Source organism: Brumimicrobium glaciale, assembly GCF_004152935.1.
Classification (GTDB): domain Bacteria; phylum Bacteroidota; class Bacteroidia; order Flavobacteriales_D; family Crocinitomicaceae; genus Brumimicrobium; species Brumimicrobium glaciale.
Map to the genome: position 1 here is coordinate 284069 of NZ_SETE01000001.1, position 13061 is coordinate 297129.

11 protein-coding genes are annotated in these 13061 nt (G+C 32.7%); 5 read left to right on the forward strand and 6 right to left on the reverse strand.

The genetic code is table 11. The features are described from left to right. Positions 1 to 24 precede the first annotated feature (24 nt). Together ERX46_RS01120 and ERX46_RS01130 are read left to right on the forward strand one after the other, a co-directional pair. Positions 25 to 2226 (forward strand): peptidylprolyl isomerase, encoded by a 2202-nt coding sequence (locus tag ERX46_RS01120; RefSeq protein WP_130091987.1) that lies wholly within the window; start codon positions 25 to 27, stop codon positions 2224 to 2226. Between the two features lie 377 nt (positions 2227 to 2603). Then, positions 2604 to 3293 (forward strand): T9SS type A sorting domain-containing protein, encoded by a 690-nt coding sequence (locus ERX46_RS01130; protein WP_130091989.1) that lies wholly within the window; start codon positions 2604 to 2606, stop codon positions 3291 to 3293. A gap of 84 nt (positions 3294 to 3377) precedes the next feature. Here ERX46_RS01130 and ERX46_RS01135 read toward each other — a convergent pair whose 3' ends face one another. Genes ERX46_RS01135 through hemJ form a run of 3 tightly spaced genes read right to left on the reverse strand, consistent with a single transcriptional unit; the run spans position 3378 to position 5708 of the window. Beyond that, positions 3378 to 4394 (reverse strand): asparaginase, encoded by a 1017-nt coding sequence (locus tag ERX46_RS01135; RefSeq protein ID WP_130091990.1) that lies wholly within the window; start codon positions 4392 to 4394, stop codon positions 3378 to 3380. Between the two features lie 2 nt (positions 4395 to 4396). Continuing rightward, the gene (locus ERX46_RS01140) at positions 4397 to 5173 is read right to left on the reverse strand and encodes a TatD family hydrolase (RefSeq protein WP_130091991.1); all 777 of its coding nucleotides are present in this window, start codon (positions 5171 to 5173) and stop codon (positions 4397 to 4399) included. A 1-nt stretch (position 5174) separates the two neighbouring features. Then, the gene (gene hemJ / locus ERX46_RS01145) at positions 5175 to 5708 is read right to left on the reverse strand and encodes a protoporphyrinogen oxidase HemJ (RefSeq protein WP_130091992.1); all 534 of its coding nucleotides are present in this window, start codon (positions 5706 to 5708) and stop codon (positions 5175 to 5177) included. A 167-nt stretch (positions 5709 to 5875) separates the two neighbouring features. On the opposite strand from hemJ, the gene ERX46_RS01150 reads away from it, so the two are divergent. Next, positions 5876 to 6397: an acyl-CoA thioesterase gene (locus ERX46_RS01150; RefSeq protein WP_130091993.1), complete on the forward strand. Its 522-nt coding sequence runs from the start codon at positions 5876 to 5878 to the stop codon at positions 6395 to 6397. A gap of 323 nt (positions 6398 to 6720) precedes the next feature. On the opposite strand, the gene ERX46_RS01155 is transcribed toward ERX46_RS01150, so the two are convergent. The 3 genes from ERX46_RS01155 to ERX46_RS01165 form a co-directional block, all read right to left on the reverse strand. Continuing rightward, positions 6721 to 8046, reverse strand: coding sequence for a hypothetical protein (locus ERX46_RS01155; RefSeq protein ID WP_130091994.1), 1326 nt, complete (start codon positions 8044 to 8046; stop codon positions 6721 to 6723). A 12-nt stretch (positions 8047 to 8058) separates the two neighbouring features. Next, complete coding sequence (locus ERX46_RS01160; protein WP_130091995.1) at positions 8059 to 9981, reverse strand: hypothetical protein; 1923 nt, start codon at positions 9979 to 9981, stop codon at positions 8059 to 8061. Between the two features lie 68 nt (positions 9982 to 10049). Next, positions 10050 to 10730: a hypothetical protein gene (locus ERX46_RS01165; protein WP_130091996.1), complete on the reverse strand. Its 681-nt coding sequence runs from the start codon at positions 10728 to 10730 to the stop codon at positions 10050 to 10052. A gap of 683 nt (positions 10731 to 11413) precedes the next feature. Between ERX46_RS01165 and ERX46_RS01170 the strand changes: the two genes are divergently transcribed. Together ERX46_RS01170 and ERX46_RS01175 are read left to right on the forward strand one after the other, a co-directional pair. Beyond that, positions 11414 to 12400, forward strand: coding sequence for a LuxE/PaaK family acyltransferase (locus ERX46_RS01170; protein WP_130091997.1), 987 nt, complete (start codon positions 11414 to 11416; stop codon positions 12398 to 12400). A 63-nt stretch (positions 12401 to 12463) separates the two neighbouring features. Beyond that, positions 12464 to 12994: a hypothetical protein gene (locus tag ERX46_RS01175; protein ID WP_130091998.1), complete on the forward strand. Its 531-nt coding sequence runs from the start codon at positions 12464 to 12466 to the stop codon at positions 12992 to 12994. The last annotated feature ends 67 nt before the right edge of the window (positions 12995 to 13061 follow it).

Consider the following 13061-nt stretch of genomic DNA (forward strand, 5'->3'; position numbering starts at 1 on the left):
GCAACCTTAAATTAAACAGAAAAAATGGCTTTAATTGGAAAAATACGCGAGAAATCGTGGCTTTTGATTGCAGTAGTTGGTATTGCAATGCTTGCATTCATCATTGGTGACTTCAATTTCGGAGGAAATGGTCCTCAGGAAGATGTATATGGAATAGGAACTGTTGACGGCGAAAAAGTCGATGAACAACAGTATAATCTATTCTTAAACAATGCGCGTAATAACATTATGCAAAATAAGCAACAGCAAAATCCTACACAACAAGTAAGATTTACTGAGGAAGATGACAAAAATGCGGTAAGACAGGCTTGGCAAACTTCAATCATCGATGGATTGATGAGAAAGGAGTACAAGCAAATTGGATTGGTTGTTGACGAGTATGAATTAGAGAACATTTTATATGGTTCGAATGGTTATAAACCTTCTTCAATCTCAACTCAATTTACAGATTCTATTACAGGTGAATTTGCTCCAGATCAATTGCGTCAAGCTTTAGATCAATTAAGAGAATCTCCTGAAGCAGGAAGTGCTAAACAGTATAAAGACTTAATGGACTACGTTGCGCAAGTGAGAGTAGAAGAAAAGTACAATGCACTTTTAACTGCTGGTGTTCATACGACAACATTGGAAGGTAAGCACGAATATAACGCTAAGAAAACAGTTAAGAATGTATCTTACGTTTACCAGAGCTTTACAAAAGTTCCAAATGACGCAGTTGCTGAACCAACTGATGAAGAAGTAAAGAAATACTTTGATGCGCACAAAAAGGATAAAAAGTACAATCAAAAGGCGAGTCGTAAGATTGCTTATTTCGTACTTCCAGTGAATCCAAGTAAAGAAGATTCAATGGCATCATTTGACCGTTTGCAGAAATTGAAACCAAAATTTGCAGCTGCTAAGAATGATTCATCTTTTGTTTTGCGTTTTAGTGATATTAAAAGATATGCAAACGATTCAACTTCTATGGCTAAGCCAGAAGGAAATGGTCAACAAGGGCCAACTTATCCAGCTTCTGTAGCTTCAGAAATTGAAAACGCTAATGTTGGTGATGTTGTAGGACCTTATGTTGGTCAAAACGGAGCTAAAATTTCTAAGGTTTTAGGATTTGGTGAAGAAAAAACAGCTACTGTTCGTCATATTTTATTGAATGCAGGTTCTCCAGAAGAATTCGAAGCAGCTCAAACAAAAGCAGACAGCATAATGAAGGTTATTCGTTCTAAGAATAATTTCGAAGAAATGGTAACTGAATTTAGTGAAGATCCAGGATCTGTAAATAATGGTGGGAAATATGAAAAATTCCCTAAAGGACAAATGGTTCCTGAATTTAACGATTTCTCTTTCTACAAGCCAATCGGAACTATGGGAACTGTAAAAACAACTTACGGAATTCACATTGTTGAGGTTATGGAGCGTGAAGCTACAAAACGTCCTATTCTTGCAGATATCATCAAAAATATTGAAGCAACTAAAAGTACAGCTGACCAAGTAAACAGTGAAGCATCAAATTACATTTATGATTTAGATGATAAGTTTGAAGGGAAATCAAATAAAGCAAGAGACTCAATTTTTGACGCTTATGCAGTTGGAAAAGGATATACAGTTAGATTTTCTACAATTCAAGATGAAGAGCCTACTGTAACAGGATTTAATGAATTAGCTGAAGGTCGTATTTTACGTCTTGCTTACGATGAAGGAAATAAAGCAGGAACAATTAGTTCTTCACCAATTCGTGATAACAACCGTATTATTGTAGCTTTTATTTCTGATGTTATTGAAGCAGGTACACCAAGACTGGAAACAGTTGAAGACGCAATGCGTGCTGAGTTACGTAAAGAGAAACAAGCGAATTACTTAATCGATCAAATGTTAGGTAAGGAAAATGATCTTCAAGCATTGGCAAACGAAATGGGAGCTAAACTTGAAAGCGAAGGATTAACTTTCTCAGCAAGTAATGTTGCTGTTGGACGTGAGCCACAAATTATCGGAACAGCATTTTCTGGATTAGTAGACGGAGAAACTTCAGTGCCTGTTAAAGGTTCTAACGGAGTGTTCGTACTGCGTGTTGATCAAACAACATCTGCACCTGAAACAACAGATTATTCAGCTGAAATTGAGCAAATCAAATCTCAGAATAAAACAACTGTAGAAAACCAATTCCGTACTGCACTGATTGAATCAGCAAACGTAATTGACAATAGAAAATTAAGAAGACACGGGATCCGTTAGTCAACTTTCATTAAAAAAAAAAGCCGCCAAGACTTTAAGTCTTGGCGGCTTTTTTTTTAATGAAAAATGAAAAATGAAAAATGAAAAATGAAAAATGAAAAATGAAAAATGAAAAATGAAAAATGAAAAATGAAAAATGAAAAATGAAAAATGAAAAATGAAAAATGTGGGATTGCGAATGAGGAATGATTAATTGATGAACCTTGGCAAGTTTAATTCTTAATCTATCCATTGCAAAATATCCATTGTCAATTATCCCTTCTTTTCTTAGGACTATCTGATTATTAGTCGATATAATAAAAGTAAACGACAAGTGTTTTAAATTTCTTTTAGGTTTTTCAAAAAATGTGTATTATTTTTATATCACATACTACATCATGAAAAGTAAAATTAAATATACAATCATAACAATACTTCTTACCATTTCAACAAGTTCTTTTGGACAATTTGGTTTTCTAGGAGCTAATTATACTTATCAAATTCAAGGCAATAATCTTCAATTATTTTCTGAAGTAGGGTTTTCATATGGGTCTGGTAGTTCTTGCCCAAGAATAGACACGGTCATAGTTTCTAAAATAAATAATGTTATATCGATAGATTTATATTTTGATACGAGAGCATTTTGGACACTATTAGGTTGCAATGCTTATGATACTACATCAATAAATTTTATAAATGTAGACACTAATTTAACGGCAGTATTGGTTAATACAAATCTTATAAGGTATGGTGCAACCGAGAATGACTCAACACATTTAAAAGTTCAAACAGATACTTTAATACTCGGTTCACTCAGTATTGTTGAGAATTTCTTAGACAATGATATAAGATTATTCCCTAATCCAGCAAGCAATAAACTCAACTTCACGCTAAAAGACAATTCAAATTCTATCCAACTAGAAATTATTGATGTTACAGGAAATCAAGTAAAAGCTGGGCGTTTTTTAAATCAAGAAAACGGAGAATTTAAAAATGCTATAGATATTTCAGATTTAAAGAAGGGTTTGTATTTCTGTAAATTTTCGAACGGAGACAAACAAGTTACACGAAAATTCATAAAGCAATAATAGTTTTTGAATTACGAATTACAAAAATCAATTACGAATTACGAGTTACAATTCGTAATTCGTAATTTAATAATTCGTAATTATTTACTCTCCCACCAAAGAAACCTGCATTAAACGGTTGATTTCATTCGTATCTGAATAATTCCCCAACAAAAACATAATCTTCGTAATAGCAGCTTCTGTGGTTAAATCTCCGCCGCTTATTACCCCAATTTGGTTAAGCATTGTTGAATTCGCATATTTCCCTTGGGAGACACTTCCGGAAGAACATTGCGTAATATTGATTACAATTCCTCCTTCTGAAATATAAGATTTAATCATCTCGAAAAATGTTGTGTTACTCGGTACATTTCCTGCTCCGAAAGATTCCAATACAACCGCTTTTACGAGTTGGAAATCAAACATACTTTTGTAAACAGAAGTCGAGAATCCTGGGAAGATTTTCATCAATGCAACCCTATCATCCATTTTATATTTATAATCTAATTCGGGTAAATTAGTTTTAAAGAATGCTGCAGTATTGTATCTGATATCTACTCCCGCCAATGCCAAATCTAAATAATTTGGAGAAATGAAGGCCTCAAAAGCATGCGCTGAAACTTTTGAAGTTCTATTTCCTCTGTATAAAGAGTATTCAAAGTAAATAGCAACTTCTTGGATTATACTTTCATCTTCAATTTTTGATGCAGCTATTTCTATCGATGTAATCAAATTCTCTTTCCCATCTGTTCGAATCGTTCCAATTGGCAATTGAGATCCTGTTAAAATAACTGGTTTCCTGATTCCTTGCAGCATAAAACTCAAAGCACTAGCCGTAAAAGCCATAGTGTCGGAACCATGCAAAACAACAAAACCGTCAAACGATTCATAATTATCGACTACCTTTTGAGCGATGTCTTGCCAAATTTTTGGGTTCATGTCAGAAGAATCAATTGGCTCACCCAAAGAAACCACTTTCAATTCTGCGTTGATACGGGAAAGTTCTGGTATTTGGTCGCTTAAATGATCGAAATCAAAAGCCATTAATGCACCCGTTTCTGGATCTTCAATCATTCCAATTGTTCCTCCTGTGTAGATCAATAAAACCTTCGACTGCTTCATAATTACGATTTTATTTTAAAGACTTCCAATGCATTTTTAGTGGTAATTCTGCCCACTTCTTCTTCACTAATTCCATGGATGTCCGATAATTTTTTTGCGATATAAGGAATGTATGAACTTTCATTTCTTTTTCCTCTAAACGGCATTGGAGCAAGATATGGAGCGTCTGTTTCTAAAACGATATGTTCCAAATCAATATTTTGAATTGCTTTATCTACTCCGCTATTTTTGAATGTCACAACGCCACCAATTCCCAATTTAAATCCTCCGTAATTAAGAATGCGATTTGCTTGTTCTTCAGTTCCAGTAAAACAATGAAAAACGCCAAATAATCGTTCATCATTTTCTTGATCCAAGACTTCAAATATTTCATCGAATGCATCTCTGCAATGAATTACGATTGGTAATTCTTCGTCCTTAGCCCAGTTAATTTGTGCTCGAAAAGATTCCGTTTGTTCTTTCTGTAAAGTCTTATCCCAATACAAATCGATACCAATTTCTCCAATGGCAATGTGCTGACCTTTCTTGTAATGTGTTTTAACTTCCTCTAATTGCTTTTCCCATTCTTTGGCAACATCACAAGGATGAATTCCCATCATGGAATAACATGTGCCTGGATAATCTTTGACCAATTGCTCCATTTTAGGAATGGAATCCATATCGATATTTGGAAGAAAGAATTTTGTTACTCCGCTATCAATGGCACGTTTGATCATGTCATCACGGTCTTCGTCAAATTGGTCTACGTAAAGATGGGCGTGGGTATCTATATATGTCATTCTATTTTTTTCTGTATCGTTTGTAAATCTTTATTGCAATCATCAAAGCTACGGCAACTGCGAAAAACCCTACTGTTCCGTAAATCCAATTGAGACTGTTTTTCATAACCACCAAAAACACGATAGCTACAAGAGCCAAAGTGGCTACCTCATTCCATAAGCGCAGTTTGTTAGAATTCCAAGTAAAAATATCTTTGTCCATTTTCTTCATGATTCTTTGACTTTTGAAATGATAGACAAGTAACAGAACAATGAAAGTAAGCTTGAGGTGCATCCATGGCATTTTTAATAATGCAGGATTTATAATAAGCATCCAAATTCCGAAAAGCAACGTCAAAATCATTGCTGGAGTAGTGATGATCCACCACAGTTTTTTCTCCATTATCTTAAACTGATTACCAAGAATCTGTTTTTCTTGTTCGCCTTTGTCTTGTGCTTCGGTATGATAAATAAATAAACGCACGATGTAGAATAGTCCAGCAAACCAGCTGACCATAAAAATAATGTGCAATGCTTTTAATACGGTATAACTCATGATGAGCAAAGTTAAAGGGATTCTTTGAAAATATGTGAAAGTGGTGAATGATTTTATAGAAATGGAATGTGAATAACACTTCCATCCTAAAGATTTTACCCAATTATTTATCTTTCTTTAACCTATAAGTCTCTAGCTTGTATTAATTTTGTCAAAAATAACATCCGATGAAAACAAAAACTCCAAAAGAATCTACGACTGTAACAACGAAAATTGTATTGCCTAATGATACTAATCCTCATGGGAACTTATTTGGAGGTCAGCTTTTGGGTTGGATGGATGTTACAGCGGCAATTACTGCACAGCGACACAGCAGAAGAGTTGTGGTAACGGCTTCTGTAAATAGTGTTTCTTTTGGTTCTCCAATTAGAGAGTCGGATGTGGTGACTTTGGAAGCAAATATTTCACGTGCTTTTAATAGTTCGATGGAAATTATCATTGATGTTTACGTAGAAAATCAAGTTTCAGGCGTACGCAAAAAACACAATGAAGCTATTTATACTTTCGTAGCTGTTGATCAAAATGGTGGAACGATTACTGTTCCTCAACTTGTGCCAGAAACAGAAGAAGAAAAAGAACGTTACGATGGTGCTTTGCGAAGAAAACAATTGAGTTTAATTCTTGCAGATAAAATGAAACCAGAAGACGCAACAGAATTGAAACGTTTGTTTTTACCGGATGGAGAGTAGGTTTGAAACTTTATGCTTATCCGATACTTTACCAGTAAGTCTAGAATTATATTTTCGTTTTTTACCACATCCTAGGTTTTCTTAAGAAATTAGGTGTGATTTAACTTAATGGTAAGAAAACGGTTAATATTAATGACCCCTAGCAATCTGCGTTTATCCGAATTCACCATAAGTGAAAAATCCGTGAGTATCCGCGTTGCTTGCATCAGTGTCATCGGCGTGCCATTACAGCGCTTACCATTTTTTCGGCAATAATGGTGAAATTATTAAATTACTGGTAAAGATTTCGATAGGCATATAAAACTTTTTTTATACTTATTCTTCTACCAAAAACTAGAAATACTCAAACTTTTTGGATTTCTAAGTGCATTCCAGTCTTTCAAAACTAGTTGAAGACGAAGATTGTTCTCACTCGTTTTTTCTGCTTTTAATTCACCAATGATTCCTGGGATATTAACATTCAAGTAAAAGATTTGCTTTAATTCTTGATTTTTGAAATCATTTTTTTGTGTATTTGCTTTTATACTGTTATTCTCTGTTTTTGTATTTAATGAAGGCAATAAAGCAATCTGCATTTTATCTTTATCAGATTTCACATTTGGTAGCTGGTATATTAAAGCTAAACTTTCAGCGGGTTGATTACTTCCCCAGTATATTCCAACATCGGGAATGCTGTCTATTTTCACAATTTTCTTTTCCACTTGATTAAAATCATCATCAAACTCTGTAATGATTTGAATAGTTTCATATGTTGATTTACCACCCATTTGAATTGAAGTTTTTCCATTCCACAGTTCTAGTAGTTCTTTTGCAACTGCTGGTAATTTAGCTAATATGAGAGTAGATTTATCCTTTAGGAATGGATTAATCGTAGAAATAAGATGTTCCTTATCAAAATTTATAAATGCTTGTACATTCTTTTTTCGTGTTGGATAAATTTCAATTCCTGTTTCTGAATTAAATTGAATCGGATGATTTTTGGCAACTTTCCAATCCATTGTTAAGCTTAAATCATTATTGTAATTATAGAAAAAAGTAGCGTAATCTGTTGAATCAATATGAGGAGTTCCAGTAGTATTTATTATTCCAAAATTTGATTTTTCAAGGAGCTTTTTAAAGAATAAACCTGGCTTTGATTTTTTATCTGATAAAGCATTCAAAGCACCGTTTCCAAAATTTAGTTTTATGTATTTAGGATGTTTTTCTGCACTTATGGCTGTGTTTCCGGAAATATATAGATTAGATTTTTCCTTTAAAGGTTTAATATTAAAAAAACTGGAGAGTTTCGTGAAAGCATCTTCAAAAAGAGATGAATCAACTATTTCCATGTAAAAAGAGCTATACTTTTCTTCTGAAATAGAAAAAGTAAAATAGGTTTTTTCTAATTTTAATCCTGATTTCAGCAGTGTGCTTTTAATCTCGCTTAATGCAATATTATTCGTTATGCTTTTCTCAACTTTGGAATTGTATTGAATGGCTTCATCTAAGAGTTCAATAAAATTAGCGTGATAAGCAATGTCAGTTTCCGAAACATGATCAATAAGTTGAAATTGCTCTTCTTTCTTTTGTTTAGAAAAGTAAAAAATTAAAGCCACCATTCCGATCAGAATAGCTAGAGCAGCGATGGTGACTTTAGTTTTTTTAGCCATTTAGAAAACGCTTTATTTACTGTATAAGTAAATAGCATTCATTAATTCAAATAAGAAATACCCACCATTTTCATACTTTTCGTTGGTGTTTATACTTACTTTATAATGTGCTTGATTTTTAGAAATCGAAGTCATTTCAACATCTACTTTCCCTGTTTTATCATAAAATAATCTCATGTATTTATCATTGTCATAAATCAATCCTAAATCAGAAACATCTTTTGCGATTGTAGAGAAATCGATATGTGCATAAAACATTTTAGCTTTTTTAGCTTTCTTGTATATCTTGCGGTCAAATGCTTTTTTGGAGTATCCATCCAAATGTTCTAAAACAACGCTTTCGTCATTTGTAATAATGATAATGTCATCCTTAATAGCGATATGGTAAGGAATTCCTAATTGCATTGGTCCATCAACGATAGTATAATAAGTTCCGTTATTTATAACTTTCTCTGATTCTAATTTTTGGAATGCTTTCAAGTATTTCTTTAAAAGATAGGCGCGTTCATTAGATAGAACAAATGTCATCATTGGAATTTTTTCCATGTAGGTCGTGTCGACTTCAGTATATTCAAATGACTCCTCATCATAAGCATAAGTTACTCTTGAAAGTTCCACTTCTTTAAATCCAGCATAAGAGACCAATATTTTTGGAGGATAAACAGATGCTACTGCTTCCACATCGATGAATTCATCCATTGTTGACCAAATCGCAGAGGCCAAAAGCATTTCAGCATTGTCTGACTCATCTAGTTTTGGCATATAAATCTCTTTGAATTTCTCATAAGCACCAAATCCATTTACATTATACAAAGCAATTCCTTGAGCATAATCTGGTATGTATTTCAAGAGTCTTTTATCTAATTTTTTAGATGAAGCTGCTTTCATAATCGCACCAAGATTATCAGAAACTTGAATTTTCCAATCCAATTCAATTCCTTCTGGTGTGAAGTTGATGAATGCAAATTGTCTCATTTCCTTCAATTCATCTTCCATGTAGTCTCTGATCGGATAATACATGAAGTCATTCATCAAGTTAATATTCATTAGCGGATTCATATAGATTTTAGCGTCTGCATTTTGACTACTCACTTTTCTATATAATTCATCAGTTGAATGAAGATTGTTTTTTGGATTATTAATTAAACCAACATGATGTTTTACAATTTTTGATTTCTCAATTGTGGTAATGGAGTCCATAATGCGTTGAAATTTATTCTCCAATTCCATTTGCAGAATTTCATATTCAGAAATGATTTCCTCTTCTTCGTAATAATCTTCTCCTGCATCATCAATAGATTCTACTTCGACAGCTTCTTCATACTCTTCTTCAATATAATTTTCTTCATATTCAATTGTTTCTTCAGCTTCTTCCACACCATAAAAGTCATCTTCTATGTAATCGTATTGATCATAATAGTAATAGTTGTCTGGAAGTTCCCAATCATTTTCTTCAAAAATCATTCTGGTTTTTTCACGGAAGAAATCGTTGCTCCATTTAACCATGCTCATTATACAAGTAGATTCTGTGAGAGAAATAATCAATTCATCTCTTACAATGGAACCGTTTTTCTCTAAGACTTTCTGTTGATTTAAAGGGAATAACTTAAGGAATTTTTGTCTTTCCTTTAAAGGTACGATCACTGAGACAGATGAATAAGCTTCTCTGTCTAGGTTGAAGACAATTAACTTTGATGAAAAATCAACTCCTAGATTCGAAAGGTCCTTGATTTTGTTTGATTCATCGCCAAACTGTTTCATTAAAGACTGTACGAATTCTAATTTATTGATTTCTTCTAAAGGAACCGATTTCACAACTTTTCCCAGATCTATTTCCATTACGAAATATGCGGAATCGGAAACCATTTGATTGACTTGACTTTTTAAAGAAACAGTAATGGCAATAAAAAGTAGTGCGGTAATAAATTCTCTCATTTTATATTCTAATTTATGCTGCGAAATTAAGTAAAAAAAGACTTACTTATTTATTAAAAATTAAGTCTTTAACGTTTTGTAGTAATAATATAATCTATCTTTTCTGGAGTGTTCACCAACATTAAAGGAGTAAGTTGTAACATGGCTGCTTTTTTGCTTTTTGCAATTCGAACATCTTCAGAACTTACATTGATTATTTCTTTATCAAAGCGTTGAATAAAAACACATTTCCCATCCTTTAATAAAGCGAAATCTTCATTTTTACGTACTTTCTCTCGCCAATCAGCAGGGATCAAGGTTCCTATTTTTCTTTTGTAAACATTTTCACTAAAACTCAAAATGATATTATTGACCTTTTCATTGGCTGGTTTTTTATTGATATCCTCAGATAAAGCAATCATTCCTTTTCGTAGTGAAGCCAAAGATTCAAAATCTACATTCAGATTCAAAATCCAGTTTTCAGTATTTAAAACTGCTTTTGCATTAGAAATTCCCTCTTTGGTGTTGAGGTTTTTCATGTAACTCTGTAATTGCGTTTGAAGTTCTGAACGAGAAGGAACTTTTGTACCTTTTATGCTGTCCATCGCCATAAGTGAATTTACCTTGGTTGTGCTTGCACTCAAATTGATAGTTAATTTGTAGCTTCCAGAACCGTCACTATTTAAAGTCGTGTCTTCAATAAGTTCAAAACAACCTGTTAGACTAAACAGAAGTCCTGTTAATAATAAAGTAATATATGTTCTTCTCATCTGATTTTAAAAAAGTAAAGCTAATGAATTCTGTTGTACCGCTTATTTCTAAGTATCGAATTTCTGCAACTATTTAATTGTTGTTGATGTTTTTTCTATCAAACATTAAACCCATTTTTTAAGATTGTCTAATTCCGTATTTTTCTATTCATTTGAAAATCTATATAAATCGAATGTTTCATACAACATTATATAATTCTAAATAAGATCTCCTTGGCTTAAAAGGGTTGGAAAATTTAATTATTAGAATTCGTAAAATGGTATTTTTTGATCTAAAAAGTCTTATTTAGCTAAAAATTAGAAGGGTAAGTTGAAAAAATTTCATTATTTATTGGAAAGCTAAATTTAAAAATAGACCTGTTTTAATTGTTTTAATCTTAGAAATCTCATTTTATACGATTTAACTTTTCTTGTGAAACGTTTTAACAGTCTAGTTTTTCGACAAACAAAGTGATTTTATCGACTAATGTAATATTATACTGGTTTATTGTAAAGCTAAGCTTTTAAAATAATTAGAATAAACTTGTATTGTTAGAACTAAATAAAGTAAATTTGTATCAGTAGTAGTAGGTTAGGTTGATTAGTGTGATAGGAGCTTAGAACGCCAGTTCTGAGCTCCTATTCTTTTTTAGAAGAATTGAATTGCGTATTTTTGCTATTTGAATTTAACTCAAACAAACGCAGTGTTAAAAAAAAATCCTCTTTTAAAAGTTTTATTTGAAATAGATTCTGACGCGGATTTTAATCAAAAAGCATTGGCCGTTTTTCAATATCAATATGATCACGTTTCTATTTATAGACAATTTTGTGACGCACTTGGAAGAAAAGCACCTACACATTATCAAGAGATTCCGTTTTTGCCAATTTCCTTTTTTAAAACACATAAAATTCTTTCGGATGAAATCACAGATGAGGAGTTAATCGTTTTTAAAAGTTCGGGAACAACACAAAGTATAAGAAGTCAACATTATATTGCGGCTCCAGAAATTTATGTGGATTCTTTCATGGATACCTTTTCTAAACAGATTGCAAATCCGAAAGACGCAATTATATTAGCTTTACTTCCTAACTATATAGAGCAAGGAGAATCTTCACTTGTATATATGGTAGATCATTTGGTGAAAGCATCTAATCATCCGTTATCTGGATTTTATTTATCTGAAATGGATTCTCTTATTCAAGCAATTCAAAAAGCTAAGCAAGAAGATAAGAAAATCATTTTATTTGGAGTTTCTTATGCTTTACTCGATTTAGCAGAAAAAAAAGCTGATTTATCTGGTGTAATTATTCTTGAAACTGGAGGAATGAAAGGTCGTCGAAAAGAAATGATTAAAGAAGAATTGCACCAAGTGTTATGTGATGGATTAAATGTTCCACACATTTATTCAGAATATGGAATGACCGAACTTTTATCGCAAGGTTATACTGATGGCACGGAATATTTCACTTCTCCAAACTGGATGAAAGTTATAATGAGAGATGTAAATGATCCACTATCCATTCGGAAAGAAGGGAAAACAGGCGGAGTAAACGTTATTGATTTAGCGAACTTTTACAGTTGTTCTTTCATTGCTACTGATGATTTAGGAGTTCAAGAAGGAAATCGATTTAAAATATTAGGCAGATTCGACCTCAGTGATATCCGAGGATGTAATTTATTGATTAATTAACGTATTGGAACGTTATTTGTTACTACTTTCGTACTAGAATAAGAAATTATAAAAACATAAAGAATGAAAATTTTAATCGCATTATTAACTGTTGTCATATTGGGAAGTTGCGCTACGAAAGTGCCATATACTACGAAGATTAAAGCAGAATTTGAGTTGACACCTGACAAGCTAAAAAAAGTTCAGTTTTATACTTCTGAAATTATCATTTTAGAAAGAAGCGATAAAGAATCAAAAATTGCTACAACTGGACAATCAGGAGAGCTTGTAACTTCAGAGCGTTCAACATCTGAAAGAATAGTTATTCCAGCAAACCGTCCTTGTGTTTTCGAACAAATGGAAGATGACGGAACAGTTCAAATTAGATTTGAATTGGGAGATGGTCGTGTATTGCGTTTTGCTGAACGTCAGAATATTTCAAATGGAAGATTTTACCTTGTTGCGCAATGGGCAAACGGAAAAGGTGAATTGGATTACGGAGGTTCAGTTTATTATGCAGTGAGACAAAGTGCTTCTGCTTACTTGATGGTAAAATTGAAGAACTGGAAGAAAAACCAACGTAAAGACAGAGTTGTCAAAGGAATGAAGATATAATAGAACTTTCAATTGATTAAATATTTTGAAAACGGGTGAGCATATTGTTCACCCGTTTTTTGTTGCT

Excerpts from the sequence above, each read along its gene's own strand:
- ERX46_RS01120 (WP_130091987.1), top strand. The coding sequence starts at position 25 with ATGGCTTTAATTGGAAAAATACGCGAGAAATCGTGGCTTTTGATTGCA.
- ERX46_RS01130 (WP_130091989.1), top strand. The coding sequence starts at position 2,604 with ATGAAAAGTAAAATTAAATATACAATCATAACAATACTTCTTACCATT.
- ERX46_RS01135 (WP_130091990.1), bottom strand. The coding sequence starts at position 4,394 with ATGAAGCAGTCGAAGGTTTTATTGATCTACACAGGAGGAACAATTGGA.
- ERX46_RS01140 (WP_130091991.1), bottom strand. The coding sequence starts at position 5,173 with ATGACATATATAGATACCCACGCCCATCTTTACGTAGACCAATTTGAC.
- hemJ (WP_130091992.1), bottom strand. The coding sequence starts at position 5,708 with ATGAGTTATACCGTATTAAAAGCATTGCACATTATTTTTATGGTCAGC.
- ERX46_RS01150 (WP_130091993.1), top strand. The coding sequence starts at position 5,876 with ATGAAAACAAAAACTCCAAAAGAATCTACGACTGTAACAACGAAAATT.
- ERX46_RS01155 (WP_130091994.1), bottom strand. The coding sequence starts at position 8,046 with ATGGCTAAAAAAACTAAAGTCACCATCGCTGCTCTAGCTATTCTGATC.
- ERX46_RS01160 (WP_130091995.1), bottom strand. The coding sequence starts at position 9,981 with ATGAGAGAATTTATTACCGCACTACTTTTTATTGCCATTACTGTTTCT.
- ERX46_RS01165 (WP_130091996.1), bottom strand. The coding sequence starts at position 10,730 with ATGAGAAGAACATATATTACTTTATTATTAACAGGACTTCTGTTTAGT.
- ERX46_RS01175 (WP_130091998.1), top strand. The coding sequence starts at position 12,464 with ATGAAAATTTTAATCGCATTATTAACTGTTGTCATATTGGGAAGTTGC.